Here is a 25,922-nt window from a genome sequence, read left to right on the forward strand (position 1 = left end):
ATCGGACTTATATGCGGATCAGGCTTGCGCCCCACGTAAATCCGCCCCCCATAGCCTCAAGCATGACCAGATCGCCCTGCTTGATGCGACCGTCGCGCACGGCCTGATCCAGTGCCAGCGGAACGGAAGCAGCCGAGGTATTGGCATGCTGACCGACCGTCATCACCACCTTGCCAGGCGGCAGATCAAGTTTCTTAGCCGTCGCATCCAGAATTCGGGCGTTGGCTTGATGCGGTACGAGCCAATCGATATCGGATGTGGAAAGCCCAGCATCTTCAATAACTTCGCGAAGAACGTCGGCAAGGTTGACGACCGCGTGGCGGAAGACCTCTCTGCCCTTCATGCGCAGCTTTCCAACCGTTCCGCTCGTCGACGGGCCGCCATCGACGTAAAGAAGCTGATTGTGCGCGCCATCGGCATGGAGCCGCGTTGCGAGGATCCCCCGGGGTGTTTCCCCCTCCTGATCCTGCGCCTCAAGCACGACTGCGCCGGCGCCGTCACCGAAAAGGACGCAGGTAGTGCGATCTTCCCAGTCCAGAATCCGGCTGAAGGTTTCGGCACCTATCACCAGCGCACGCCGGGCCATGCCGGTGCGCAGCATCGAATCGGCAACGCCCACCGCATACAGAAAACCGGAGCACACTGCCGCGACATCAAATGCGATGCCGCCCGGACGACAGCCCAGGCTGCTCTGCACGATAGTGGCCGTCGCAGGAAAAGTCTGGTCAGGCGTAGCCGTGGCAAGAACGATCAAATCGATCGAATCAGCCTCGACGCCCGCTGCTTCCAGCGCCTTGCGCCCCGCTTCGGTCGCCAGAGTGGACGTGGTTTCGTCAGCTTGTGCGATATATCGGTTGGAGATGCCGGTACGCTCGACGATCCATTCATCGCTGGTATCGACCCGCTGCGCGAGTTCGGCGTTGCTGACGGCCGTGCGCGGTAGCGCGGAGCCGGTCCCGATCAGTACCGAACGAATCATCAGGCGCGCTCTTCCTGTACGCCGGTCAGGCCGCCGGGCGTGCTTGCGGGCATGCGCCAGGTCGCCCCGCCCAAACGGGCAAGGTCGGCAGAGATACGCTCGGTCACGTTTTCCTCCAGAAGCCGGGCGGTGACCGCCACGGCATTAGCCACACCGGCGGCGTTGGCGCTGCCGTGGCTTTTCACGACAATGCCGTTGAGGCCGAGGAAGACCGCGCCATTGTGATTATTGGGATCGAGGTGGTGCTTGAGCAGGTCGGTCGCCGGCTTCGAGATCAGGAACCCGATCTTCGAACGCAACGAACTGCTGAATCCACGGCGCAGCAGATCGGCAACGAACCTCGCCGTACCTTCCACCGCCTTCAGGGCGACGTTCCCGGTGAAACCATCGGTCACAACGACATCGACGTCTCCGCGACAGATCTTGTCCGCCTCGGTAAAGCCGTCAAAGGACATCGCAAGATTATCCGCAGCGCCCTTGAGCACAGCGGCTGCATCGCGCAGTTCCTCGGTGCCCTTGGTTTCTTCGGTACCGATGTTGAGGAGCCGTACGCGCGGCTCAGCACGCCCTGTCGCCACACGCGAATAAGCCGCCCCCATGATCGCGAACTGGACCAGGTTACGACTGTCGCACTCGGTATTGGCACCGAGGTCGAGCATGATCACATCATTATCACCCAACGTCGGCAGCAATGCGGCCAGCGCAGGACGATCGATGCCAGGCATCGTGCGAAGCGAAAGCTTGGCAATAGCCATAAGCGCACCGGTATTGCCGCCACTGACGGCGGCACCGGCATGCCCAAGCTTCACCGCTTCGATGGCACGCCCCATGGACGTACCCTTGGCACGGCGAAGCGCCTGACTTGGCTTGTCCTCGCCACTGATGACACCATCAGTGTGCAGGATTTCAGAGCTGGCCCGCAGGTTCGGATGATTCTCAAGCACGGCCTTGATCCGCGCTTCGTCACCGACGAGCAGGAACTTGAAACGGTCATGACGGCGGCGCGCAAGCGCGGCGCCTTCAATCATGACGCGCACGCCCTCGTCGCCGCCCATCGCGTCAATAGCGATACGCGGCAAACTCATGGGGCTTTCTCCGAAATACGCCGTAGGATCTAAGTCTTAGACTTCGACCGCGACGATTTCACGACCATTGTAGTGGCCGCAAGCGTTGCACAGGTTATGCGGGCGCTTCAGTTCGCCACAATTCGGGCACTCGTGGAATGCCTCAACCGACAGCGCGTCATGGCTGCGGCGCATGCCCCGGCGGGAGGGGGTCGTCTTTCTTTTAGGGACAGCCATTTCGGCACCTGTTCCTGCAAATACGTTTCTGTCAAAAAGGCCGCCGGTGACCGTCAGAGGACACGGCGGCTTGCGAAGGCGCGCCTATAACCCATTTCTCGTGAGTTGCAACCCGTTACTCCCTCCACCATCAAGCCGTCACCAAACGGGAGTACGCCTATATGATTCTGCAGACCACCCTCAGCATGTCCGCCGCTGCCGGCCTGATCGCCCTGTGGCTGGCAGTCCGCACCGGCAAGGCGCGCATGTCTGCGAAGGTATGGCACGGTGACGGCGAGAATCCCGTACTTCTGCGGCGTATGCGCGCTCAGGCCAATTATGGAGAGAGCGCCCCGTTCGTCCTGATACTGGTCGCCGCGATCGAATTTTCCGGCAAAGGCGGAGCGGAACACGGCAACTGGCTGGCGATCGTCGGGGGGCTCTACATGCTCGCGCGGATCGCCCACGGCATCGGCATGGACAAGCCCGAGAAATCTCCACTGCGAGCAGCCGGATTCATAATCTCCGCGCTGACACTGCTGGGACTCGCCCTAACGGCGGTGCTGATCGCGGCCGGGCGATTCTAGACCGACCAGTTTTAGACCGGCAACCCGCGCCTGATCGCATCGTCGCTAACATAAGGGTTGGTCAGGCGCTCCTGCCCGAACGTACTCACCGGGCCGTGTCCGGGCACGAACGTGACGTCATCGCCCAGCGGCCAGAGCTTCTGCGTGATTGAATGAAGCAGGTCGTCGAGGTTGCCGCGCGGGAAGTCCCACCGGCCGATGCCGTTCTGGAACAGCACGTCGCCCACCATCGCGAATTTGCTGGGAGCATGATGAAACACGACATGTCCCGGCGTGTGTCCCGGACAATGGACAACGTCGAGTTCGAGTTCGCCCACGGTCACCTTGTCCCCATCCTCAAGCCAGCGGTCGGGCTCGAAGGTATGGGCTTCCATGTTCCAGCGCGGCCCATCGTCATCGAGCTGCGCGATCCAGAACCGGTCTTCCTCCTGCGGCCCCTCGATCGGTAGGCCCAGTTCCTTGGCCAGCACGCCCGCCTGCCCGCAATGGTCGAGATGGCCATGGGTGACGAGAATCTTCTCAAGCTGCACCCCGGTCTTCTCAAGCGCCTGCTTCAGTTTGGGCAGGTCGCCTCCGGGGTCTACAAGCGCGCCCTTCATCGTGGCCGTGCACCACAGAAGAGAGCAGTTCTGCTGGAGCGGCGTGACGGGAATGATACCCACGCGCATCTGCTGTTCGGATCCTTGCGTCATATCACCGGAAATGGCTGCAAGGTCGCGTGAATGCAACCGGGCTAGATGCGCCCGCCTTTCCAGACCACTTTACCGATCACTTCGATTTCAGAGGCGTCACACGTCACCGGCGGATAGGCCGGGTTGTCGCTGATAAGGACGACATGCCCTGAACGCGAAGCATCAAGCCGCTTGACCAAAAGACTATCACCCGATCGCACCACATGGATGCCGTCGCGCAGCGCACGCAGGGTACGATCCACGAGAATCTCATCCCCGTCACGCAAGGTTGGCTCCATCGAGTCGCCGCTGACCACGATCGTCGAAAGATGGTCCGGCTGAAGTCCCATCGAGCGCAGCCAGCGGCCCGAAAAACATATGGTATCGAAAGCCAGCTCCGCCTCTGGTGTCATCCCCGGCCCTGCAGATGCGCCGACAGCGAGGCGCGGAACATCGACCCAGGTGGGACTTTGCTCCGGCCGGAAGGGAGCAAAGGAATTTTCCTTCGGCTGACCCAACTCGGATTCGTCCACGCCGAAGAACCGCGCCAGCATTCCCCGGTCCTGCTCCTCCAGTTTGCGAGGGCTGCCCTTCCGAATGAACTGCTGAAGGTAACTGGAGTTCTTGCCCAGCATCGCGGAGAGCCTGGCGAGGCTCACCCGCCGCTCGTCAGCAAGTGCCAACAGCCTTAACCGCGCAGGATCGCTTACCATTTTATAACCCACATCCGTAGGAAATTTCCTAGACATGTAGGATTAAGATCGGAACAAAACAAAAACATCAAGAGAAATCCTACAGGAAAGGACAAGCCAGGATGCTGTTGCGCCAGATCGAGCGCTTTCTACGCCAAACGGACATGCCTTGGACCAAGTTTGGTCGGCTCGCCGCTCAGGATCCCCGGTTCGTTGCAGACCTGCGCAACGGCCGAATCCCTCGCGAAGATACAGCGACACGAGTCGAGCAATTCATGAGCACTTATCTTAAGGGTCCGGGAGAAAACCGCCATGCAGTCTGAACTTGTACGTGGAACCTCATTTCCCTTCGCAACTGGCCGCGCACGCGGACCATGGCTTCGCCTGCTTTCGGAAGTGCTCAACCTTGCCGGCCCTTCAGCCGAATTCCTGAGGCATTCCGAACGCGACTGGGCCAGCGCGACATTTTCCGGCGCACGGCACACGGTTGCACTTACATTCGATGGCGCGGCCGCCGTGGCGCATGGAGAAGCGTTCATGACGCTCCTGCCGGATCATGAATTCACCGTGCCTCGCCACATCGTCGCCGACGCCGCAGTGACCTCAGTGGAGCAAACGCAGGCGCCCGCCCGCATGACACTGGAGGTCGAGCTGCTGGTGCTTCAGGACTTCTGAAGGCAAGTTCGTCCCCGCCGGCGCGCGGCGGGGACGAACCCTCAGATCAAAGTCCTCGCGACAGTTCCTTGATCTCGGTGTTGAGAATGCGGTCGTTCTCGGAATAATCGACCGGACAATCGATCAGGTGCACGCCCGGCGTATCCCGGCAGTGCACCAGCAATTCCTTGAGGTGCTCCGCGCTCTCCACCCGGTAGCCATTGGCGCCGTAGCTTTGTGCGTACTGCACGAAATCCGGGTTGCCATAGTTCAACCCGAAATCGGCAAAACCCATGTTGGCCTGCTTCCAGCGGATCATGCCATACGCGTTATCGTTCAGGATCAGCACCGTCAGGTTGAGACCAAGGCGAACCGCTGTCTCCATCTCCTGGCTGTTCATCATGAAGCCGCCATCACCGCAGACCGCGAAAACCTTCCGATCCGGATAGACCATCGCGCTTGCCATCGCGGAAGGCAGGCCCGCGCCCATCGTCGCCAGCGCGTTGTCCAGTAGGACCGTATTGGGTTTCACCGCGCAATAGCCGCGCGCGAACCACAGCTTGTAGACACCATTGTCGAGGCAGACGATCGCATCGTCGGGTAGCGCATCGCGCACCTGCTTCACCGCATGCGGCGGGAAGATCGGGAAACGCTCGTCCGCAGCCAGCTTTGCGGTGTGCTCCACCTCGGCCGCGCGATAACGCAGCATCGAATCGAAGTTCCAGCGGGTGGACGGCGTGATCGCTTCCTTGATCTGCCACATGGCGTTGGCGATATCGCCGATCACCTCGATATGCGGGAAATAGACCGGGTCCACTTCCGCCGTTTTGGTGGAAACGTGGATAACCACCAGCCCGTCGTCGCGCTTGCCGTCATTGTGCATGAAGAACGGCGGCTTTTCGATCACGTCATGGCCGATGTTGACGATGCAGTCGGCATCCTCGATCGCGCGGTGAACGAAATCGCCTGAAGACAGCGCCGCACAGCCCAGGAACTTGGGATGCCGCTCGTCGATCACGCCCTTGCCAAGCTGCGTCGTCAGAAACGGGATGCCGGTCTTCTCGACGAACTCGCTCAGCATCTTGCTGGTCATCTTGCGGTTCGCGCCTGCCCCGATCACCAGCAGTGGACGCTTGGCTGTCTGCAGCGCATCAACCGCCTGGACGATCGACTTCACGTCCGCCGTGGGCCGCCGCACGATGGAGCGCGGCACGGGCCGCGAATCGGTGTGTTCGTCCGCGATATCCTCGGGCAGTTCGATATGCGACGCGCCCGGCTTTTCCTCCTCGGCGATACGGAACGCTTCGCGCACGCGGCTCGGGATGTTGTCCGAAGAGGCCATCTGGTGCGCATACTTGGTGATCGGCTGCATCATTGAGACGACGTCGAGGATCTGGAAACGGCCCTGCTTCGACTTCTTGATCGGCTTCTGGCCGGTGATCATCAGCATCGGCATGCCGCCCAGCGTCGCATAGGCAGCGGCGGTCACGAAGTTCGTCGCCCCCGGCCCCAGGGTGGACAGGCAGACGCCCGCCTTGCCGGTATGACGCCCATACGTCGCCGCCATGAAGCCCGCGCCCTGTTCATGGCGCGTAAGGATCAGCTTAATCTGCTTGGAGCGCGACAGCGAATCCAGAAAGTCGAGGTTTTCCTCGCCCGGCACGCCGAAGATATACTCGACGCCTTCCTGTTCGAGACATTCGATGAACAGGTCCGACGCCTTGCGCTTGTCGCTCTCAGCCATGATCCGCATTCCCCATTAGTTTCGGTGCCGCAGCCTGTCGTGCGACCGTATTGGACGAGGCTGATACGCGATTTGGTTCAGGCCCGTCCCTGATGAATTAATCAGCCGTGCGGTAGAAAATATCAGCCACGGCAAAGCAGGGCTAGTAACCGTGCGAAAGATCGACCTGATGCGCCAGCGGCTCCGCGCGCTGGTAGCGGCCAAGGTTGTCAAGGAAGCGCGCCGCGCCCCGCCGCAGCAAACCTTCCTGAGCCCTACCGGACAAGTGCATGGAAATATGCACGTTCTCCCGCGACCACAGCGGATGATCGGAGGGCAGCGGCTCGGGCGTCGTCACATCAAGAAAGGCGCCGCCCAGATGCCCCGAATCGATCGCCGTCAGCAAGGCGTCCTGATCAATTACCGTGCCGCGCGCGAAGTTCACCAGCACCGCCCCCGGCTTCATCGCGGCGAACTGCGCAGCCCCGAACATGCCGGTTGTCTGCGACGTGGAGGGCACAATCAGGACCACCCAGTCGAACCGGCCCAGCGCGCCCTGCCATTCGCCCTGACCCAGCTCTCCCTTCCCCGGACTGCGGCGCGCCACGGTGACTTTCGCGCCAAACACGTCGAGCATCTGCGCAATTTTTGCACCGATCTCTCCCGCACCGATCACCAGCACTTCGGCATCGAGAAGTTCGCGCTTGCCCGGCGGCTCCGTCAGCCATTCGTGCCGGTCCTGCGCGCGCACGACCTTTCGCCAGCCCTTGGCCATCGTCAACATGCCCATCAGCGCATATTCGGATACCGACTGCGCGTGAATCCCCGCACCGTTGGTCAGCCGCACCCCGCGTTCGCGAAACAGGTCGAGCGGCAGCCAGTCCACACCCGATGACATGGCGCAGTACCATTTGAGCCCGGCCATCAGGGCGATCGCCTCCTTCGCCCGAGGCGGCGCGATCATATCAAGCCAGGCGACTTCCGCCTGCGGCGCCAGCGCCATGAGCTGATCGGCACCCTCGAACCACAGCGGTTCCACGCCTTCCGGCAGCTTCCCTTCCAGCAACGGGCGGGAACTGGCATTGATGAGGGCGACGGTCATGGGGGCACTCCGATTACGCCCGGCCGACCACGGCCGGTTACAAGACCCCGGCAGCCTCGGCGCATAATCGGGCGAAAACAAGGGCGTGTTCGGCATCCGCCCTTGCGTTGCAGGCAACAGTCGGAAGCGGGTGCTCAGCCCAGCTTCCATTCCCAGCCAAGCGGATCGCCGTCCATCGCCTCTACCCCCCTGGCCGCAAGTTCATCGCGCAGCGCGTCTGAAGTGGCGAAGTCCTTGTCGGCGCGCGCCTGCTTTCGGGCGGCCAGCACGTCCTCGATCTCCGCCTCGGTGATCACTGCCGCCTTGGGGCGCAAGCGCAAATCGGCGCGCGACGTGCCGAACAGGTCGAGACCCAGGACAGCATCCATCTTCTCGACAACGGCGCGCTTGGCCGAAGGATCGACCTTCTTGGCTGCCAGCACATCCTCCAGCGCGGTAAGCGCGATCGCGGTATTGAGATCTTCCCCGATGGCTTTCTCGAAAGTTTCGAGCATCGGCGCCAGTTTGGGATGAAACGCCTCCCCCGGCTCCACTTCGGCAAGGCGTTCGGCCACGATGATCATGCGCTTGAGCCGCACCAGCGCGGCGGCCAGACCTTCCCAGGAGAATTCCAGCTCACTGCGATAATGCGCCTGCAGACACATCATGCGATAGCCCAGCGGGTGATAGCCCTTGTCGATCAGCAGTTGCAGGCGCAGGAATTCGCCCGATGACTTGCTCATCTTGCCCGATCGTTCGACAAGAAAATTGTTGTGCATCCACACCTTGGCGCCCGAATTTGCCGGTGCGTCGAGGCTGCAGGAATCTTCCGGACCACAGCAGAACGCCTGATTCTGGGCGATTTCGTTGGGGTGGTGAATCTCGCGGTGGTCAATGCCGCCGGTGTGGATATCGAACGGGAAACCCAGCAGGTCGCCGCTCATCACCGAGCATTCCAGATGCCAGCCCGGCGCCCCCCGTCCCCAGGGCGAATCCCATTCCATCTGCCGCTTCTCACCCGCGGGGGTCTTGCGCCAGATCGCGAAGTCGGCGGCGTTGCGCTTGCCCGCTACCGCCTCGATGCGCCCTTCCCCTTCGTCCGTGACGGAACGGGCAAGGCGGCCATAATCGGCCACCGTCGAAACATCGAAATAGAGTCCACTTTCCAATTCATAACAATGCCTTGGAGCGATCTTCTCGGCAAATTCGATCATCTGGGGAACATAGTCGGTCGCGATCGACCACTTCGCGGGCTGCCGAATGTTGAGCGCGGAGATATCGGCCCAGTAGGCCTGCGTGTAATGCTTGGCGACGTCCCAGATGGACTGGGACTGCGCTTTCGCCATCTTCTCCATCTTGTCCTCACCATCGTCGGCGTCGTCGGTAAGGTGGCCGACATCGGTGATGTTGATGACGTGGGTAAGCTTGTAACCCTTATGGCTTAGCGTGCGCCCCAGCACGTCCGCAAAGACATAGGCGCGCATGTTGCCGATATGGGGATAGTTGTAGACCGTCGGCCCACATGTATAGACCCGCGCCTCTCCGGCATGAACGGGCTCGAACGCTTCGAGCTTGCGGGTCAGGCTGTTGAACAGCGTGAGAGAAGGTGCGTCGGTCATGGCGGCGACGACTTAGGCCTCACGCATGAAAGGTCAAGCGTGAGGCCTATAGACGGCAGCAGGCGTTTCAGGACGCCGCAGCGGCTTCGCCGGTCACTTCCGCAGGAGTAGGCGTCGCTGCCACAGCCGCTTTCAATTCTTCTGGGCGCAGGGCACCGGGGGCCGGGCCCATGTCTTCGGCATCGACGATACGGTCGGTGCCTGACTTCACGAATTCATCGCGTGTCGACGGACGCAGATCAGGGCGACCTGCCATGATGCCCATCTTGATCCGGCACATGGCATACTGGGTCTCGTCCGCTTCAACCTCAAGGGCGAGAACGTCCTTGGCTTCGCTCTTGACTGTGTATTCGTGACGTCCGGGCTCAGTCACCAGAACGAAATAGCGCCCCGACCCCAGGGAACTGATCTTCTGGCCGTTTTCATTGACTGCACATCCCATCGCGGCGCCCATGATGGTGCCGGTCCGGTAAAATACGATCTGTCCCTTGCCGGCCGGCGGCGCAGGAATTGCGACAGGCGCGCTGTCCTCAGCCGCAAGAGCAGGCCCGCCAACAGGCGCCAACGCTGCTGCAGCCAGGATAGTCAACGAAACAGGAATCTTGCGCATCATGACCTTTACCTTTTCTCGAGGTCGGTTGGTTGAATTGTGGCTGGAGAAGGCGACGGCACGGCTCCGGCGATTTTCGCCCATGCCAATGTGCCCTTTGCATACGTCACGTTTCGCCCGGAAATGGCGAAGCCAATGAGGCCGATCGGAAGCATCGACGCCGCTGAGACGGCATTGACTACATTGACGGTGCCGATCGCCCCTGCACCTGCAGCGGAAAAATTCATCGAGCGAAGCTTCAGTCGCTGACCACAAGCATCGATCCAGCGTGCCGCAAGCACAAGTTCACCGGGCGTTCCGCTGCCGCCAGCCTTCTTCGCATGAACGACTTCGCCCAGTCCCTTTGCCCCAGCCGGAACGATTTCCACGCCATCGATCACGATCGCTTCGGCTAGCCGGATCGGGAAAGCATCGAGAGAGTGGCTGGTCGCACTGCCGAGATCGGCCGATATTTCGATACGAACCGGGGTGAGCGCAGGGATGGCGCGTTCGCACGCTGATGACGAAACGGCAGGCACGGGAAAAACCGCCCCCCGCTGCTGCGCATAAGCAGGAAAAACCGCACAGCAGGACGCCGCGACTACTATGCCGGCAAACGAGCGCAAGATAACCCCCGAGATCAGGCGCCCCCCGCGCCGTCAATGCTCGATGAATGTCAAATCCTGCAATTCAGGCAAGTGAAATGTTTGTATCACCAGGGCAGTGATGATCTCACTCCTCTTCGAACAGCCCTGCTAGCTGTTCGATCATCGTGCCGCCAAGCTGTTCGGCGTCCATGATCGTCACTGCGCGGCGGTAGTAACGGGTCACGTCATGGCCGATGCCGATCGCGACGAGCTGGACCGGAGACTTGCTCTCGATCCATTCGATCACGCGGCGCAGGTGGGCTTCCAGATAACCCGCCGAGTTTACCGAAAGGGTCGAATCGTCCACCGGTGCGCCGTCGGAGATGACCATCAGGATGCGACGGTCTTCCTGACGCGCCAGCATACGGTTGTGCGCCCAGAGCAGCGCCTCACCGTCGATGTTTTCCTTGAGCAGCCCCTCGCGCATCATCAGGCCGAGGTTCTTCTTGGCGCGGCGCCAGGGCTCGTCGGCCTTCTTGTAGACGATGTGGCGCAAGTCGTTGAGGCGGCCGGGGTGTGCTGGCTTGCCGCTGGCCAGCCAGCTTTCGCGACTTTGCCCGCCCTTCCACGCGCGGGTGGTGAAGCCCAGGATCTCCACTTTCACGCCGCAGCGCTCCAGCGTGCGGGCCAGCACGTCCGCGCTGATCGCCGCGATCGAGATGGGTCGCCCGCGCATGGAGCCCGAGTTGTCGAGCAGCAAGGTGACGACGGTGTCCTTGAACTCCACGTCGCGCTCGATCTTGTAGGACAGCGACTGCCCCGGCGAGACGACCACGCGGGCAAGGCGCGCGGCATCGAGCAGCCCCTCTTCCTGATCGAAGTCCCACGAACGGTTCTGCTGCGCCATGAGACGGCGCTGCAGACGGTTGGCGAGCCGGGTCACCACGCCCTGCAGGCCCTTGAGTTGCGCATCCAGATAGGCGCGCAGGCGGGTCAGTTCCTCCTCGTCGCACAAGTCGGAGGCGCCGACGACTTCGTCGAACTGAGTGGTGTATTCCTTGTAGTCGAAGCTGTCGGGAATGTCGGTCCAAGGGCGGTTCGGACGGACGGGAAGCATGCCCTCCTCGCCTTCCTGACCGTCTTCGCCTTCCTCCATATCGTCCGAGGTTTCGCCTTCGGCCTCGCTTTCGCCCTCGTCGTCGCCGGACGAGGGTTCGGCGGCCATTTCGGCGGGCTGCTGGTCCTGCCCCTGCTCGCCGCCTTCTTCCTGCTCCTCGGTTTCTTCCTCGCCGTCCATGTCTTCCATGTCGGTGGGTTCCTGCGGGATTTCCTCCGCACGGGTCAGTTCGAGGTGCTGCAGCATGTCGAGCGACAGGCTCTGGAATGCCTTCTGGTCTTCCAGCGAGTGCGCCAGCGCATCGAAATCGCCGCCCGCCTTGCGCTCGATCCACTTGCGGACCATTTCCACGCCGGGGCGCGCAACTTCGGGGATTTCCTGCCCCGTCAGACGCTCACGCAAAAGCAGCGCCAGCGCGGCCGGGACAGGCACGGCATCGGGCGTTTCCGCGCGGGCGATAGGGTCCGAGCCAATCCGGGTGAGCAGCGCCGCATCGAGATTGTCGCGCATGCCGTCATACGCGTTCGCGCCCAGCGCTTCATAACGGACCATCTCCACCGCATCGAACGCCGCGCGCGCGGTGGGGTCGGCGGGAGAATTGCGCATGTGCAGCTTGTCATCGTGATGACGAAGCTTGAGCGCGAAGCTGTCTGCAAACCCGCGCGCCTGCATCGCGGCGGCGCGCGGAAGGCTGCGGCCGGGCATCGGCACCCGGAAAGTGCTGCCGGTCGAACTGGGCGCATCTGCGGTCCAGTTCACTTCGATCTCCGCCTCCTGCGCAATGGCGCGCGAGGCGCCGGCGAGGACGGACTTGAAGCGGTCTGCTGGGGATTCGTCGGACATCGCAGGAACGCCTAGCGCATAGCGGCGGCGGGCTCAAATGGGCGATGTGAGAACGGCAAAAATGCGCCGGCAGCAGACGGGGCTTCATCGTGCCCTGCCTGCCGGGGCTTCGACAGGCTCAGCCTGAGCGGAATCAAGAGGGTTTAGCCCTGCTTCCGCCCATGCCGAGCCTGTCGAAAGATCAGGTCAGATCGACTGGCCGGTCTTCGCCCAGTCGGCCAGGAAGCCTTCGATGCCCTTTTCGGTCAGGACGTGCTTGAACAGGCCCTTGATGACGGCGGGCGGCGCGGTCATCACGTCGGCGCCGATACGGGCCGCTTCGAGCACGTGGACCGAATGGCGCACCGAGGCGACAAGGATTTCGGTGGCGAAGTTGTAGTTGTCGTAGATCAGGCGGATATCGCTGATCAGGCCCATGCCGTCGAAGCCGTTGTCGTCGTGACGGCCGACGAAGGGCGACACGAACGTCGCGCCCGCCTTGGCGGCCAGCAGCGCCTGATTGGCCGAGAAGCACAGCGTCACATTGACCATGGTGCCTTCGCCCGTCAGCGCCTTGCAAGTCTTTAGGCCATCGATGGTGAGCGGCACCTTGATGCAGACGTTGTCGGCGATCTTGCGCAGGATTTCAGCCTCGCGCATCATGCCGGCGTGGTCGAGCGCGACGACTTCGGCGCTGACGGGGCCGGTGGTGAGCTTGCAGATTTCTGCGGTGACTTCCATGAAGTCACGGCCCGACTTGGCGATCAGGCTGGGGTTGGTGGTGACGCCATCGAGCAGGCCGGTGTCGGCCAGTTCCTTGATATCGGCGATTTCGGCGGTGTCTGCGAAAAACTTCATGGCGTGAATATCCTGAGCGGTGCCGCGACAAGGGCGGCGATAGATCTTGTGCGATCGTTCCCGGGCGGTCGGTCCCAGGCGATTCTGGCCGCCCCTATAAGGAATGCGCAGCGCCGGGGCCACCCGTGTTAGCGCCCGGCGCGCGGCGGCTTCGACGGGCTCAGGGTGAGCGGCGGCAGGGTGAACTTCGCGGCATCCCTCAGGCTGAGGTTGTCGAAGCCCTCCTACAGCGCGCTTGCCGCCTTCAGCGCCGCGATCAGGCCCGCATCGTGGGTACTTTCGGGATGGGCGCGAATATCGGCTTCCTGCGCACCGATCTCGTACCAGATGGCGTTATCCGCTTCGAGCGCGAGGGCGTGAGCGGCATCGGCCATGTTCACGCCGGCCAGCGCACTGACGGCGGTATTGAGGATGGGGTCTTCCGCCACCCGCATTACCCGGTCCAGTTCGGGGATCATAACGTTGACAAGGCCCGATCCCATCGACTGGCGCAGGAACGTGGTCGCCGCCGTATCGCCGCCGCGCAGCAACGCCAGCGCGTCAGTCACCGTCAGGGAGCGCACTGCATCATAGACCAGCGGCGCTGCCACGCGGGCGCCGTCTTCCGCCACGCGGTTCAGTTCGCGCTGCAGCTTTTCCTTGAACAACGGCGAGCGGAACACCTTCTGCGCCACCGAACCGGGACGCCCGAACAGCACCGGCAGATTGATCCGGGCGACCTGGCTGTCCCAGAAACCGTCCGGCTGCGTCAACCGTGCGAATGCGCGCTGGCTGGAAAGCATCAGCAGGCTTTCGATCAGGTCCGTCTGGCTGGGCCGCCCGATCGTGGCGCACCCCGGCAGGGCCAGCGCCCCGGTGGCAAGAAACCCTGCAAGAACCGCACGCCTTCCCGTCATTTCCATACCCGATCCCCCATTCATCGTCCGCGACTCCTTTAATGGCCCCTGAAATTATGGCCCGACTTCACGAAAGCCTCTGCCCGCGCCTATATGAACGCCAATGCAACGTGTCCGACTCCTCGTGTTCAATGCCGCGCTCGGCGTTCTCGACTATCGTGTGCCAGAGGGGATGACGATCGAATTCGGATCGATCGTGGTGGCCCCGCTCGGCCCGCGTCAAGTGCTTGGCATCGTGTGGGAAGCGGAACGCCTGAGCACGCAGGAAGTGCCTGAATCGAAACTGCGACCGCTGCTTGGGGCGATGCCGGCGCCGCCGATCTCGGAGCGCCTGCGCCGACTGATCGAATGGACCGCCGATTACTACTGCGCGCCGCTATCGTCGGTGGCGCGCATGGCGCTGGGCAGCATCTCGGCCCTTCGCGGCGGCGGCACGACGACGGAATATCGCCTGACCGGGGCGGAACCCGCCCGCCTCACACCGCAACGCGCCGCCGCGCTCGATGCGCTGCAAGGCGAACAGGGATCAATCCGCGAACTGGCCGAACTGGCCAGCGTTTCCGACGGCGTACTGCGCGGGATGGTGGGCGCGGGGCTGCTGGAAGCGGTGACGGTCGATCTCGACCGCCCCTACCCTCCTGCCCGCCCGGAATTCGCGCAGCCGACCCTGAGCGAGCTGCAACAGGATGCCGCTGACATTTTCATAGATGCCGTGCGCGCCGAAAAGTTCGCGCCCTTCCTACTCGACGGCGTCACCGGCTCGGGCAAGACCGAATGCTACTTCGAAGCTGTCGCTGAGGCACTCAGACGCGGGCGGCAAGTGCTGGTGCTGCTTCCCGAAATCGCGCTGACCGAGAATTTCCTGCGCCGCTTCGAACATCGCTTCGGGGTGCCGCCGATCCTGTGGCACTCCTCGCTCAAGTCCAGCGAGCGGCGGCGGGCCTGGCGGGCGATCGCCGGCGGCACCGCGCAAGTGGTTGTCGGCGCCCGCAGCGCCCTGTTCCTGCCTTACGCCAACCTTGGGCTCATCGTCGTCGACGAGGCGCACGAAATCTCGTTCAAGCAGGACGATGGCGTGCGCTACAACGCCCGCGACGTTGCCGTGATGCGCGCCAAGTTCGAGGGGCTGCCGGTGGTACTGGCCAGCGCCACGCCCGCGCTTGAAACGATGCAGCTGGCCGAAGCAGGGGTCTATCGCAAGATAGACCTGCCATCGCGCTTCGGCGGCGCGCAGCTGCCCGACATCCGCGTCCTCGACCTGCGGGAAGAAGCGCCGGAGCGCGGACGGTGGCTGGCGCCCAAACTGGTCGATGCGCTTAAGGACCGGCTGGCGAAGGGCGAACAGTCGCTGCTGTTCCTCAACCGGCGCGGCTATGCTCCGCTTACGCTGTGCCGCAACTGCGGCTACCGCTTCCAGTGCCCGAACTGCACTGCATGGCTGGTGGAGCATCGGTTCTCGAAGCGGCTGGCCTGCCACCACTGCGGCCACGAAACCCCGGTGCCCGAAGCTTGCCCCGAATGCGGCACCGGCGACTGCCTTGTCGCCTGTGGCCCCGGCGTCGAGCGGATCGCGGACGAAGTGGCCGAAATCCTGCCGGAAGCACGCACCGCCCTCGTCACCTCGGACACGATGAACAGCCCCCATGCGGTGGGCGAATTCGTGGCGATGGCGGAAAACAAGGCTGTCGATGTGATCATCGGCACCCAACTGGTGACCAAGGGCTACCACTTTCCCGAACTCACCCTTGTCGGCGTGGTCGATGCCGACCTCGGCCTCGAAGGCGGGGACTTGCGCGCCGGAGAGCGCACCTATCAGCAGATCGCACAGGTCGCCGGTCGTGCCGGGCGCGGAGAGAAGCCGGGCGAAGTCCTGATCCAGACGCGCCACCCGGAGGCCGCGGTGATCGCCGCGCTCGCCAACGGTGATCGCGATGCCTTCTACGCCGCCGAAACCGAAGCCCGCCGCGATGCCGGCGCCCCCCCGTTCGGTCGCTGGGCGGCGATCATCGTCAGCTCCGAAGACCAGTCCGAAGCGCTCTCGGCCGCCCGCGCCATCGGCGGCACCGCCCCCAACCTGCCCGACATGCTCGTCCTTGGCCCCGCACCCGCGCCGCTGTCCCTGCTGCGCGGACGGCACCGCTTCCGCCTGCTCATCAATGCGCGCCGGTCTGCCGAACTGCAAAAGACGATACGGGAATGGTTGGGGCCGCTGGAATTTCCTCGCGGGGTGCGTGTAAACATCGACATCGACCCTTATTCCTTCGTGTGAGCGCGCGCTCGAGGGCTTATTGGTGTGCCTGGGTGCCAGTTGGGTGCCGTTAGGTGCCGCTTGCGTGCACGCAAAATCTCCGCCGTGCGAAGAGAGCGCCCATAAGCCCGGCATCGCAGGCATTCCCGGCAAGACAATATATCGCATAGGCGGTTCCACCGTCGAACCCGTCGCGCCCAGCCACGACGCAGGCCGATCATATTGCCCGCACCACCGTAAAACAGCGCCGCGCAAGCGCGCATTGCTGCGCCGATTCGGTAAACCCCTGCAATACCGGGGCTCAAGTTCATACCGGGCATTGCACACCGCATCGCAGGAACGCACCTCGGCGCTTGCTTTTAAACCGCTTACCTGTCCTTTGTCCCCAGAGCCAAAGGGGCACCTTGCGTTGTAACGGTATCGTCGCTATGCGCGCCCCGTCAGCGGGCTGGGGGAGCACGCTGTGCTGCTGCGCCCCCGACCCGAACCCACCTGCGATGTAAGGATAGGACAGGCGTGGAGAATTCCGGAGGCATCAAGGCCAGCTTGCAGGGACGCTACGCTTCGGCGTTGTTCGATCTCGCCAGCGAAAACGGCGTCGTTTCTGCCGTTGAGAGCGACCTCGACAACCTCGGCCAGGCCCTGCGCGAAAGCGACGAGCTTGCCGCGCTGATTCGCAATCCGCAGATCAGCCGCGAAGCCGCTGCCAAGGCCATCGAAGCCGTTGCGGGCGTACTCGGCACCTCGGCTCTCACCAAGAACTTCCTCGGTGTGCTGGCCGGCAATCGCCGCCTGTCGGCTCTTCCCGAGATCATCCGCGCCTTCGCGTCGATCGCCGCCGCCCAGCGCGGCGAAGCGACCGCCGAAGTCGCATCCGCTCACGCCCTCACCGACGATCAGGTCGAACAGCTTCGTCAGAAGCTGGAAGTGCGTGAAGGTCGCAAGGTCAAGATCAAGACCAGCGTCGATCCGGAACTGCTCGGTGGCCTTGTCGTCACCATCGGCTCCAAGCGCATCGACAGCTCGATCCGCACCCGTCTCAATTCGCTCGCCCAGGCCATGAAGGGCTAAGAAAGGCAGAACAATGGATATCCGCGCAGCAGAAATCTCGAAGGTCATCAAGGACCAGATCGCCAGCTTCGGCACCGAAGCGCAGGTTTCCGAGGTCGGCTCGGTTCTGTCGGTCGGTGACGGCATCGCCCGTATCCACGGCCTCGACAACTGCCAGGCCGGCGAGATGGTCGAATTCTCGAACGGCGTGCAGGGCATGGCCCTCAACCTCGAAGCCGACAACGTCGGCGTCGTGATCTTCGGCTCGGATGCCGAAATCAAGGAAGGCGACAGCGTCAAGCGCACCGGCACGATCGTGGACGTTCCCGTCGGCAAGGGTCTGCTCGGCCGCGTGGTCGATGCCCTCGGCAACCCGATCGACGGCAAGGGCCCGATCCTCGCCGAAAAGCGCGCGCGCGTCGAATCGAAGGCTCCGGGCATCATCCCGCGCAAGTCGGTGCACGAACCCGTGCAGACCGGCCTGAAGGCGATCGATGCTCTTGTTCCCGTCGGCCGTGGCCAGCGCGAACTGATCATCGGTGACCGCCAGACCGGCAAGACCGCCGTTGCCATCGACACCTTCATCAACCAGAAGGAAGCGAACCAGGGCACCGACGAGGGCAAGAAGCTTTACTGCATCTACGTCGCGGTCGGCCAGAAGCGCTCGACCGTTGCGCAGATCGTGCGTCAGCTCGAAGAAAACGGCGCGATGGAATACTCCATCGTCATCGCCGCCACCGCTTCGGAGCCCGCTCCGCTGCAGTACCTCGCGCCCTACACCGGCGCCGCGATGGGCGAATTCTTCCGCGACAACGGCATGCATGCCGTGATCGTGTACGACGACCTTTCCAAGCAGGCCGTCGCCTACCGTCAGATGTCGCTGCTGCTGCGCCGTCCGCCGGGCCGCGAAGCTTACCCCGGTGACGTGTTCTACCTCCACAGCCGCCTGCTTGAGCGCGCTGCGAAGCTGAACGACGAGAACGGCAACGGCTCGCTGACCGCCCTCCCCGTCATCGAGACGCAGGCCGGCGACGTTTCGGCCTACATTCCGACCAACGTGATCTCGATCACCGACGGCCAGATCTTCCTTGAAACCGGTCTGTTCTATCAGGGCATCCGCCCGGCCATCAACGTGGGTCTGTCGGTGTCGCGCGTCGGCGGTTCGGCCCAGACCAAGGCGATGAAGAAGGTTGCAGGCTCGATCAAGCTGGAGCTGGCGCAGTACCGCGAAATGGCGGCATTCGCCCAGTTCGGTTCGGACCTCGACGCTTCGACCCAGAAGCTGCTCAACCGCGGCGCGCGCCTGACCGAACTGCTCAAGCAGAAGCAGTTCTCGCCGCTCGCCTTCGAAGAGCAGACCGTGTCGATCTTCGCCGGCACCAACGGCTACCTCGACGGCCTGCCTGTTTCGAAGGTTACCGAGTACGAAGCGGAAATGCTCAGCTACATGCACTCGGAGCACCAGGACGTGCTGGATCTGATCCGCACGACAAAGGACTTCGGTGACGAAGCCAAGAGCAAGACCAAGGCCGCGCTCGACGCCTTCGCCAAGCAGTTCGCTTAAGTTTGATGTGATCCCACCGCCCGAGCCTGTCCATCTGGACGAGCCGGGCGGTTAACGGAGGAAACGAGTGGCTTCGCTCAAGGAACTCAAGGGCCGCATCAACTCGGTCAAATCGACCCAGAAGATCACCAAGGCCAAGCAGATGGTCGCAGCGGCCAAGCTGCGCAAGGCGCAGGCCGCCGCCGAAGACGCGCGTCCCTATGCCAGCCGTCTGGCGGAAGTGATGGGCTCGCTCGCCTCGAAGATCACCGTCTCCGAGAACAGCCCCAAGCTGCTGGCCGGCACCGGTAGCGACAAAGTGCACCTGCTGGTCGTCGCGAACTCGGATAAGGGTCTGTGCGGCGCGTTCAACTCGAACATCGTCAAGGCAGCTCTCGCCAAGGCGCGCGAACTGGAAGCGCAGGGCAAGACCGTTCTGTTCTACCTCGTGGGCCGCAAGGGCCGCGCGGTGATCCGCCGTGAACACCCTACGCAGATTGCCCATATGTTCGATACTTCGGACGTGCGTAACCCCGGTTACGACGAAGCCGAGCGCGTCGCTGACGAACTCGTCGCGATGTACGAGGCGGGCAAGTTCGACGTGGCGCACCTGTTCTACTCGAAGTTCCGCTCGGCACTGCTGCAGGAACCGACCGACCAGCAGATCATCCCGGTTCCGGCACCCAAGGCTGCTGTGCAGACCGCCGATGCCGTCACCGAATATGAGCCCGATGAGGAAGAAATCCTCGCCGCCCTGCTGCCGCGCTATCTGAAGACCCAGCTCTTCGGCGCGCTGCTGGAGAACGCCGCATCCGAACAGGGTGCGTCGATGACGGCGATGGACAACGCCACGCGCAACGCGGGCGACCTCATCAAGAAGCTGACGATCGTCTACAACCGCACCCGCCAGGCTGCGATCACCACCGAACTCGTCGAAATCATCGCGGGCGCGGAAGCGCTCTAAGTCATCGCAGGCAAGGAAACCGAAATGGCCACTGCACCCGTGCTCAACCTCACCACTACCGGCAAGATCAGCCAGGTCATCGGCGCTGTCGTCGACGTGACCTTCGAAGGCGAACTGCCCGCCATCCTCTCCGCGCTGGAGACCGAGAACAACGGCCAAAAGCTGGTTCTCGAAGTCGCCCAGCACCTCGGCGAAAACACCGTGCGCACCATCGCGATGGACGGTACCGACGGTCTTACCCGCGGCCAGGCCGTTGCCAACACCGGCAAGCAGATCTCGGTGCCGGTCGGCCCCAAGACGCTCGGCCGCATCATGAACGTCGTCGGCGACCCGATCGACGAACGTGGCCCGATTGGTTCGGACATGTTCTCGCCGATCCACGCTGAAGCTCCGGCCTTCATCGACCAGTCGACCGAGGCATCGATCCTCGTCACCGGCATCAAGGTGATCGACCTTCTCGCTCCTTACGCAAAGGGCGGCAAGATCGGTCTGTTCGGCGGCGCAGGCGTCGGCAAGACGGTTCTCATTCAGGAACTGATCAACAACATCGCCAAGGGCCACGGTGGCGTCTCGGTCTTCGCGGGCGTCGGTGAACGTACCCGCGAAGGTAACGACCTCTACCACGAGTTCCTCGACGCCGGCGTTATCGCCAAGGACGCCGAAGGCAACGCCACCTCGGACGGTTCGAAGGTCGCCCTCGTGTTCGGCCAGATGAACGAGCCGCCGGGCGCCCGCGCACGCGTCGCCCTGTCGGGTCTGACCATGGCTGAATACTTCCGCGACCAGGAAGGCCAGGACGTCCTGTTCTTCGTCGACAATATCTTCCGCTTCACGCAGGCTGGTGCAGAAGTGTCGGCTCTCCTTGGTCGTATTCCTTCGGCCGTGGGCTACCAGCCGACCCTGTCGACCGACATGGGCGCGCTGCAGGAACGCATCACCTCGACCACCAAGGGCTCGATCACCTCGGTCCAGGCAATCTACGTTCCCGCGGACGACCTTACCGACCCGGCACCGGCAGCATCGTTCGCACACCTTGACGCGACGACCACGCTGAACCGCGCGATCTCGGAACTGGGCATCTACCCGGCCGTCGACCCGCTCGACTCGACCTCGCGCGTGCTTGAACCCCGCATCGTCGGTGCAGAGCACTACGAGACCGCGCGCCGCGTTCAGGAAACCCTGCAGAAGTACAAGTCGCTTCAGGACATCATCGCCATTCTCGGCATGGATGAACTGTCGGAAGAGGACAAGGTCACGGTCGCCCGCGCCCGCAAGATCCAGAAGTTCCTCTCGCAGCCGTTCCACGTTGCGGAAGTCTTCACCGGCATCTCGGGCAAATTTGTTCAGCTGGAAGACACCGTGAAGTCGTTCAAGGCCGTCGTCGACGGTGAGTACGACCACCTGCCGGAAGCTGCATTCTACATGGTCGGCGGCATCGACGAAGCGGTCGAGAAGGCCAAGAAGCTGGCGGCGGACGCCTGAGATGCCCCTGCACTTCGAACTCGTCACGCCTGCGAAGCTGGTCCGTTCCGAGGACGTCCACATGGTGGTCGTCCCCGGCACCGAAGGCGAGTTCGGCGTGCTGGCGGGCCATGCGCCCTTCATGTCGACGATCGCCGACGGCGCGCTGAAGGTCTACCGGACCGAGAACGGCGCGCCTGAGGAAATCCGCATTACCGGCGGCTTTGCTGAAGTGGGTGACGCTGGCCTGACAGTGCTTGCCGAGCACGTCGAAGGCTGATCGTCGCTACAAACGGATCGAAAGGGCGTCGCCGGGAAACCGGCGGCGCTTTTTTCGTATCGTACCCGCCTATGGCGTGAGCTTGCGCAACGTCCATTGCATCGGCTCGCTACCGTCCAACCCGCGATTTCGGCGCGAAGCATCGAGGGATGGTCCTGCCATGTTCAGGCGTCCAGCATTCCTCACCCCATTCCTGTGCGTTTTCGCTCACCCACGACCCCGCCATCCAGTTCGGAAGCGCCAGCACGGCGGAAACTGCCGCGGCGGCAAGCGGCAGCACGCCCGTCATGCTCGTTCTTCTCATGCGAATGGCAGCGCCAACATCGCACGCGCGCCCAGCGATGTACAGGCACCGGCCATTCGCCAAATGGTAAGATATTCTTGACTATGAAGACCGGCAATTTTGCGGGAAATTTCGATGTCTGGCTTACCGAGCACGTCAAAAATGCGTCATGTTTAAAGTTACAGAAAGCCGCATCGCGCAATTCATCTGCCTGTTGGCTTTTGCCACACTGATCCGCTGTCCGGCCTGGGGGGAATGGAATTTCGGCATCGACGACCAGTTCTACGCTCTCGTCGGCGAACGGCTGACCAAAGGTGACCTGCTCTACGTCGACATATGGGACCGCAAGGGCCCGCTGCTCTACCTCATCTTCGCGGCCCTTGCGCTCATATCCCCCACGATGCTGACCTATCAGCTGGCCGCGACGGGCTCCGCAGCGCTGGGCGCCTATGGCGTGAACCGAATCGCCCGGCTGATTGCGACACCCGGCAGCGCAATGCTGGCGGGACTGTCCTACCTCGCTCTGCTCAGCCGCTTCGAAGGGGATAATCTGGAGGCCGGCGTCTTTTTCAACACGCTGGTGATAGGTGCAGCGTGGCTTCTTGTTTCCCGCTTCGACCTTCTGCGACGCGGTCAGATCGACTTCGGACTGATCGCAGGGTTCATGTGCGCAGGGATGGCGATAGCTATCAAGCAGACAGTCGCGCTGGAAGGCGCTCTGTTCGGGATCACGGCACTGCTCCTGCTCGCACGAAGCGGCCAATCGATACCCGGAACAGCGTGGCGCGGGGCACTGCTGGCACTGGCCGGCGCGCTGCCGATGTTGGTCACCGGCCTATCTTACTGGGCGAATGGCCACTTTGCCGAATTGTGGAACGCGATGGTCACGTCCAACTTCGCGCGCGGCTATGCCGACCCGGGCATCCGAGTGCAGCGGATTTTCACCATGGCCGGGATGCTGGGCATTCCGATGGCCTTCGCCGGTATCGGTATCCATGCTCTGCTGCGGCAATCGACACCGCGTAGCGTCACATGGCTAGTGACGCTTTGGGCGGTTGTTGCTCTGGCATTGATCTTCTCGTTCCCGAACATCTATGTCCACTATGCACAGTCGGCGCTCGCGCCGCTGGCGATTCTGTGCGCCGGATACTTCGCGCACCGCCGTCCCGTGTGGCCGGGCATAGCCGCAGTCATCGGCCTCAGCCTTGCCCTGTCAGGCACGCTCCATATCAGGGACCGCTGGCGCGCCCGACCTGCCGCAGCAGCGCTAGTCAGCTATGTCACCGCAACCACGCCACATAAGCGACTCCTCGTGTGGGGCGCGCCGAACTACCTCTATGCGAAGATCGGCGCCGATCCCGTCAGCCCGCTGGCCTTCTCCCCGCATCTCTATGAAGGTCGCGAATGGACAGGGTTGGACGAACGGAAGGAAGTGCGTCGCATCCTTGCCCACCGCCCCGAAACCGTAGTGATGCAGACTCCGCTTCCTTCATCGCCGCTCAACGAGGCGACAGTGGCGATGGTCAACAGCTATGTCGCAACCTGCCGCAAACATAAACGCTTCACCATCTACGACCACAACGGCGAACAGGTGCATACAGTGTTCAGTGGCTGCGGCGCAGAGCATATGTTGCACCTGCATTCAGCTTGGCTACGTTAACGCGCCGGCTAAGGAGAGAACCCATGTCCCCCAACACCTTCATCGCTCCCCTCGCATTGGCCCTTATGCTTGCTGCCTGCAATGGCCAGGCATCGCCAGAAAAAGCACCTGCGCCAGTCGCAGAAAACGCGCCCACGTGCGGCGCGGACCAGTTCGCCAGCTACATCGGTCAGCAGGCGACTGATGCAACGATCGCGGCGATACAGTCAAAGCGCGGCGACGCCCCCATACGCGTCATCCGTCCCGGCATGGCCGTGACAATGGATTATCGCGCAGAGCGCCTCAATGTGGACGTCGATGGAAGCGGTACGATCAAACGATTCCACTGCTCTTGATATCGACGCAACATACGAAAAGCGATTGCAGGCAGCCGGGCGTGAAATTGCGTCCGTGCTGCCGCTTTGTCTCTTTACACAGGCCCCTGAGATGCGCATAGGCAGCGCCATGAACTTTCTGCTTGGCCTTACCCTGCGACTTACCCGCCCTTGGGCGTGAGGTGACGCGTCGGCCTGCGGCGCGCTCGGCGCTCAAGGGGACCTTTCCGACTTTGCCTGCAGACGTATTACCGAGCGAGAATACCCCATGACCATGCTGAAAGACCCTTCGGTCAAGTATCGCCCCTTCCCGCAGATCGACCTGCCGAACCGCCAATGGCCCTCGCAAGTCATCACCAAGGCGCCGCGCTGGCTCTCAACCGATCTGCGCGACGGCAATCAGGCGCTGATCGATCCTATGGGCGCCGAAAAGAAGAGCAGATTCTTCGACCTGCTGGTGAAGGTCGGCCTGAAGGAAATCGAGGTCGGCTTCCCGAGCGCCGGCGCAACCGAGTTCGACTTCATCCGGGGCCTCGTCGACCAAGATCGCATTCCCGAAGACGTACTGGTCCAGGTGCTGACCCAGTCGCGTCAGGATCTGATCGAACGCACCTTTGAAAGCCTCGCCGGCGCGCGTGCAGGCATCGTCCACCTTTATAACGCGGTATCGCCGCTGTGGCGCAACGTGGTGTTCGGAATGGAGCGTCACGAAATCCGCGCCATCGCTGAAACCGGCGCAAAAATCATGCGCGATCAGGCCGCAAAGTATCCGCAGACCCAGTGGCACTTCGAATATTCGCCGGAAACCTTCTCGACCGCCGAACTCGATTTTTCGATCGAATGCTGCGAAGCGGTGATGGAAATTCTCAAGCCCACGCCTGAGAACCCCATCATCCTCAACCTGCCCGCGACGGTGGAAGCTGCCACGCCGAACATCTATGCGGACCAGATCGAATACTTCTGCCGCAACCTGCCAAACCGGGATTCGGCGGTGATCTCGCTGCACACGCACAACGATCGCGGCACCGGCGTTGCTGCTGCGGAACTGGGCCTGATGGCTGGTGCAGACCGTGTCGAAGGCTGCCTGTTCGGCAACGGCGAGCGTACCGGCAACTGCTGCCTCGTCACCGTGGCGATGAACATGTACACGCAGGGCGTGAACCCGGAACTGGACTTCTCGGATATCGACGAGGTGATCCAGACGGTTGAATACTGCAACCAGCTCAAGGTTGCAGAGCGCCATCCCTACGGTGGCGAACTGGTCTTCACTGCGTTTTCCGGCTCGCATCAGGACGCGATCAAGAAAGGCTTCGCAGCGCAGGAGAAGCGCAATGACCAGATCTGGTCAGTGCCCTACCTGCCCATTGATCCGGCGGATCTGGGCCGCAGTTACGAAGCGGTTATCCGCGTCAACTCGCAGTCCGGCAAGGGCGGCTTTGCCTGGGTGATCGAGCAGGATCAGGGCCTCAAGCTGCCCAAACGGATGCAGGCGCACTTCTCCAAGCACGTGCAGGAACTGGCTGACGAACTCGGCCGCGAACTGCAGGCCGGTGATATCTGGGACGTATTCCAGAAGGCCTATCGCCTGAACGGCGAGCAGCGCTTCCAACTGATTGACTGGGATGAAGCCAAGGGGCCCGACAACACCCGCGTTTTTGCCGGCAAGATCGGCGTCGAAGGCAAGGAACAGTCGGTGTCAGGCAAGGGCAACGGCCTGATCTCGTCCGTCACCGCGACGCTGGCCGAAACCTTCGGCGTCAGCCTTGATGTCAAGGACTATGCAGAGCACTCCATGGGCAAGAGCAGCGACGCGCGCGCCGCAGCTTACGTCGAATGCGTGCTCCCTGATGGCCGCACGGTATGGGGCGTAGGCATCGACGAAGATGTCGCCACCGCCAGCGTACGCGCTGTTTTGAGCGCCGCCAACGCGGCCTGACGCGGTCGACAGTTAGTATAAAAAGCCC

At 62.6% G+C, this 25,922-nt stretch carries 26 protein-coding genes; 12 read left to right on the top strand and 14 right to left on the bottom strand.

The annotated features are described in order from the left end of the window. Positions 1 to 7: 7 nt before the first annotated feature. The 3 genes from A8V01_RS10100 to rpmF are packed head-to-tail and all read right to left on the bottom strand — an operon-like array spanning position 8 to position 2,280. On the bottom strand, positions 8 to 979 hold the full coding sequence (locus A8V01_RS10100) for a beta-ketoacyl-ACP synthase III (RefSeq protein ID WP_211294995.1): 972 nt from the start codon (positions 977 to 979) through the stop codon (positions 8 to 10). Further along, a complete protein-coding gene (gene plsX / locus A8V01_RS10105) occupies positions 979 to 2,064 on the bottom strand; it encodes a phosphate acyltransferase PlsX (RefSeq protein WP_103095714.1) in 1,086 nt (361 codons plus the stop codon). Before plsX ends, A8V01_RS10100 begins: the two co-directional genes overlap by 1 nt. A gap of 36 nt (positions 2,065 to 2,100) precedes the next feature. Continuing rightward, a complete protein-coding gene (gene rpmF, locus A8V01_RS10110) occupies positions 2,101 to 2,280 on the bottom strand; it encodes a 50S ribosomal protein L32 (RefSeq protein WP_103095715.1) in 180 nt (59 codons plus the stop codon). A 161-nt stretch (positions 2,281 to 2,441) separates the two neighbouring features. Between rpmF and A8V01_RS10115 the strand changes: the two genes are divergently transcribed. Then, the gene (locus A8V01_RS10115; protein WP_103095716.1) at positions 2,442 to 2,846 is read left to right on the top strand and encodes an MAPEG family protein; all 405 of its coding nucleotides are present in this window, start codon (positions 2,442 to 2,444) and stop codon (positions 2,844 to 2,846) included. 11 nt (positions 2,847 to 2,857) lie between these two features. Here A8V01_RS10115 and A8V01_RS10120 read toward each other — a convergent pair whose 3' ends face one another. Further along, a complete protein-coding gene (locus A8V01_RS10120) occupies positions 2,858 to 3,514 on the bottom strand; it encodes an MBL fold metallo-hydrolase (protein WP_170065886.1) in 657 nt (218 codons plus the stop codon). A gap of 65 nt (positions 3,515 to 3,579) precedes the next feature. Beyond that, positions 3,580 to 4,230 (bottom strand): S24 family peptidase, encoded by a 651-nt coding sequence (locus tag A8V01_RS10125; RefSeq protein ID WP_103095718.1) that lies wholly within the window; start codon positions 4,228 to 4,230, stop codon positions 3,580 to 3,582. A 101-nt stretch (positions 4,231 to 4,331) separates the two neighbouring features. Here A8V01_RS10125 and A8V01_RS29200 point away from each other — a divergent pair, with 101 nt between their 5' ends. Together A8V01_RS29200 and A8V01_RS10135 are read left to right on the top strand one after the other, a co-directional pair. Continuing rightward, positions 4,332 to 4,532, top strand: a complete 201-nt coding sequence (locus A8V01_RS29200) for a hypothetical protein (RefSeq protein WP_103095719.1) — start codon at positions 4,332 to 4,334, stop codon at positions 4,530 to 4,532. After that, the gene (locus A8V01_RS10135) at positions 4,522 to 4,884 is read left to right on the top strand and encodes a hypothetical protein (protein ID WP_103095720.1); all 363 of its coding nucleotides are present in this window, start codon (positions 4,522 to 4,524) and stop codon (positions 4,882 to 4,884) included. The genes A8V01_RS29200 and A8V01_RS10135 overlap by 11 nt, the downstream gene beginning before the upstream one ends. Positions 4,885 to 4,930: 46 nt before the next feature. On the opposite strand, the gene A8V01_RS10140 is transcribed toward A8V01_RS10135, so the two are convergent. From A8V01_RS10140 to A8V01_RS10175, 8 genes are all read right to left on the bottom strand, one after another. Further along, positions 4,931 to 6,607: an acetolactate synthase large subunit gene (locus A8V01_RS10140; RefSeq protein ID WP_103095816.1), complete on the bottom strand. Its 1,677-nt coding sequence runs from the start codon at positions 6,605 to 6,607 to the stop codon at positions 4,931 to 4,933. 142 nt (positions 6,608 to 6,749) lie between these two features. Further along, positions 6,750 to 7,688 (bottom strand): D-2-hydroxyacid dehydrogenase, encoded by a 939-nt coding sequence (locus A8V01_RS10145; RefSeq protein ID WP_103095721.1) that lies wholly within the window; start codon positions 7,686 to 7,688, stop codon positions 6,750 to 6,752. Positions 7,689 to 7,822: 134 nt separating this feature from the next. Beyond that, positions 7,823 to 9,286, bottom strand: coding sequence for a cysteine--tRNA ligase (gene cysS / locus A8V01_RS10150; RefSeq protein WP_103095722.1), 1,464 nt, complete (start codon positions 9,284 to 9,286; stop codon positions 7,823 to 7,825). Positions 9,287 to 9,353: 67 nt separating this feature from the next. After that, on the bottom strand, positions 9,354 to 9,899 hold the full coding sequence (locus tag A8V01_RS10155; protein WP_170065887.1) for a DUF2846 domain-containing protein: 546 nt from the start codon (positions 9,897 to 9,899) through the stop codon (positions 9,354 to 9,356). 5 nt (positions 9,900 to 9,904) lie between these two features. Continuing rightward, entirely contained in the window at positions 9,905 to 10,414 is a 510-nt protein-coding gene (locus A8V01_RS10160; protein WP_170065888.1) for a hypothetical protein, read from the bottom strand. A 193-nt stretch (positions 10,415 to 10,607) separates the two neighbouring features. Then, positions 10,608 to 12,422, bottom strand: a complete 1,815-nt coding sequence (gene cobT / locus A8V01_RS10165) for a cobaltochelatase subunit CobT (RefSeq protein WP_103095725.1) — start codon at positions 12,420 to 12,422, stop codon at positions 10,608 to 10,610. 186 nt (positions 12,423 to 12,608) lie between these two features. Then, on the bottom strand, positions 12,609 to 13,259 hold the full coding sequence (gene fsa / locus A8V01_RS10170; protein ID WP_103095726.1) for a fructose-6-phosphate aldolase: 651 nt from the start codon (positions 13,257 to 13,259) through the stop codon (positions 12,609 to 12,611). A 224-nt stretch (positions 13,260 to 13,483) separates the two neighbouring features. Continuing rightward, positions 13,484 to 14,179, bottom strand: coding sequence for a DUF4197 domain-containing protein (locus A8V01_RS10175; protein WP_245892409.1), 696 nt, complete (start codon positions 14,177 to 14,179; stop codon positions 13,484 to 13,486). A gap of 79 nt (positions 14,180 to 14,258) precedes the next feature. On the opposite strand from A8V01_RS10175, the gene A8V01_RS10180 reads away from it, so the two are divergent. The 6 genes from A8V01_RS10180 (at position 14,259) to A8V01_RS10205 (ending at position 21,701) form a co-directional block, all read left to right on the top strand. Beyond that, entirely contained in the window at positions 14,259 to 16,424 is a 2,166-nt protein-coding gene (locus tag A8V01_RS10180; RefSeq protein ID WP_103095727.1) for a primosomal protein N', read from the top strand. 495 nt (positions 16,425 to 16,919) lie between these two features. Next, positions 16,920 to 17,474: a F0F1 ATP synthase subunit delta gene (locus tag A8V01_RS10185; protein WP_103095728.1), complete on the top strand. Its 555-nt coding sequence runs from the start codon at positions 16,920 to 16,922 to the stop codon at positions 17,472 to 17,474. 13 nt (positions 17,475 to 17,487) lie between these two features. Further along, positions 17,488 to 19,017 carry a F0F1 ATP synthase subunit alpha gene (gene atpA, locus A8V01_RS10190; protein ID WP_103095729.1) on the top strand — a complete coding sequence of 510 codons (1,530 nt, stop codon included), beginning with the start codon at positions 17,488 to 17,490 and terminating at the stop codon, positions 19,015 to 19,017. A 67-nt stretch (positions 19,018 to 19,084) separates the two neighbouring features. Further along, a complete protein-coding gene (locus A8V01_RS10195) occupies positions 19,085 to 19,960 on the top strand; it encodes a F0F1 ATP synthase subunit gamma (RefSeq protein WP_103095730.1) in 876 nt (291 codons plus the stop codon). A 24-nt stretch (positions 19,961 to 19,984) separates the two neighbouring features. Beyond that, entirely contained in the window at positions 19,985 to 21,442 is a 1,458-nt protein-coding gene (atpD, locus tag A8V01_RS10200) for a F0F1 ATP synthase subunit beta (protein ID WP_103095731.1), read from the top strand. Position 21,443: 1 nt separating this feature from the next. Further along, positions 21,444 to 21,701 carry an ATP synthase F1 subunit epsilon gene (locus A8V01_RS10205; protein ID WP_103095732.1) on the top strand — a complete coding sequence of 86 codons (258 nt, stop codon included), beginning with the start codon at positions 21,444 to 21,446 and terminating at the stop codon, positions 21,699 to 21,701. 109 nt (positions 21,702 to 21,810) lie between these two features. Here A8V01_RS10205 and A8V01_RS28565 read toward each other — a convergent pair whose 3' ends face one another. Continuing rightward, complete coding sequence (locus A8V01_RS28565; RefSeq protein WP_170065889.1) at positions 21,811 to 22,005, bottom strand: DUF6265 family protein; 195 nt, start codon at positions 22,003 to 22,005, stop codon at positions 21,811 to 21,813. Between the two features lie 148 nt (positions 22,006 to 22,153). Here A8V01_RS28565 and A8V01_RS10215 point away from each other — a divergent pair, with 148 nt between their 5' ends. From A8V01_RS10215 to leuA, 3 genes are all read left to right on the top strand, one after another. Further along, entirely contained in the window at positions 22,154 to 23,644 is a 1,491-nt protein-coding gene (locus A8V01_RS10215; RefSeq protein ID WP_245892410.1) for a hypothetical protein, read from the top strand. Positions 23,645 to 23,667: 23 nt separating this feature from the next. Next, a complete protein-coding gene (locus A8V01_RS10220; protein WP_103095734.1) occupies positions 23,668 to 23,979 on the top strand; it encodes an I78 family peptidase inhibitor in 312 nt (103 codons plus the stop codon). Positions 23,980 to 24,226: 247 nt separating this feature from the next. After that, on the top strand, positions 24,227 to 25,894 hold the full coding sequence (gene leuA, locus A8V01_RS10225) for a 2-isopropylmalate synthase (RefSeq protein WP_103095735.1): 1,668 nt from the start codon (positions 24,227 to 24,229) through the stop codon (positions 25,892 to 25,894). Positions 25,895 to 25,922: the final 28 nt, after the last annotated feature.

The organism is Novosphingobium guangzhouense (genome assembly GCF_002896965.1).
Lineage (GTDB): Bacteria > Pseudomonadota > Alphaproteobacteria > Sphingomonadales > Sphingomonadaceae > Novosphingobium > Novosphingobium guangzhouense.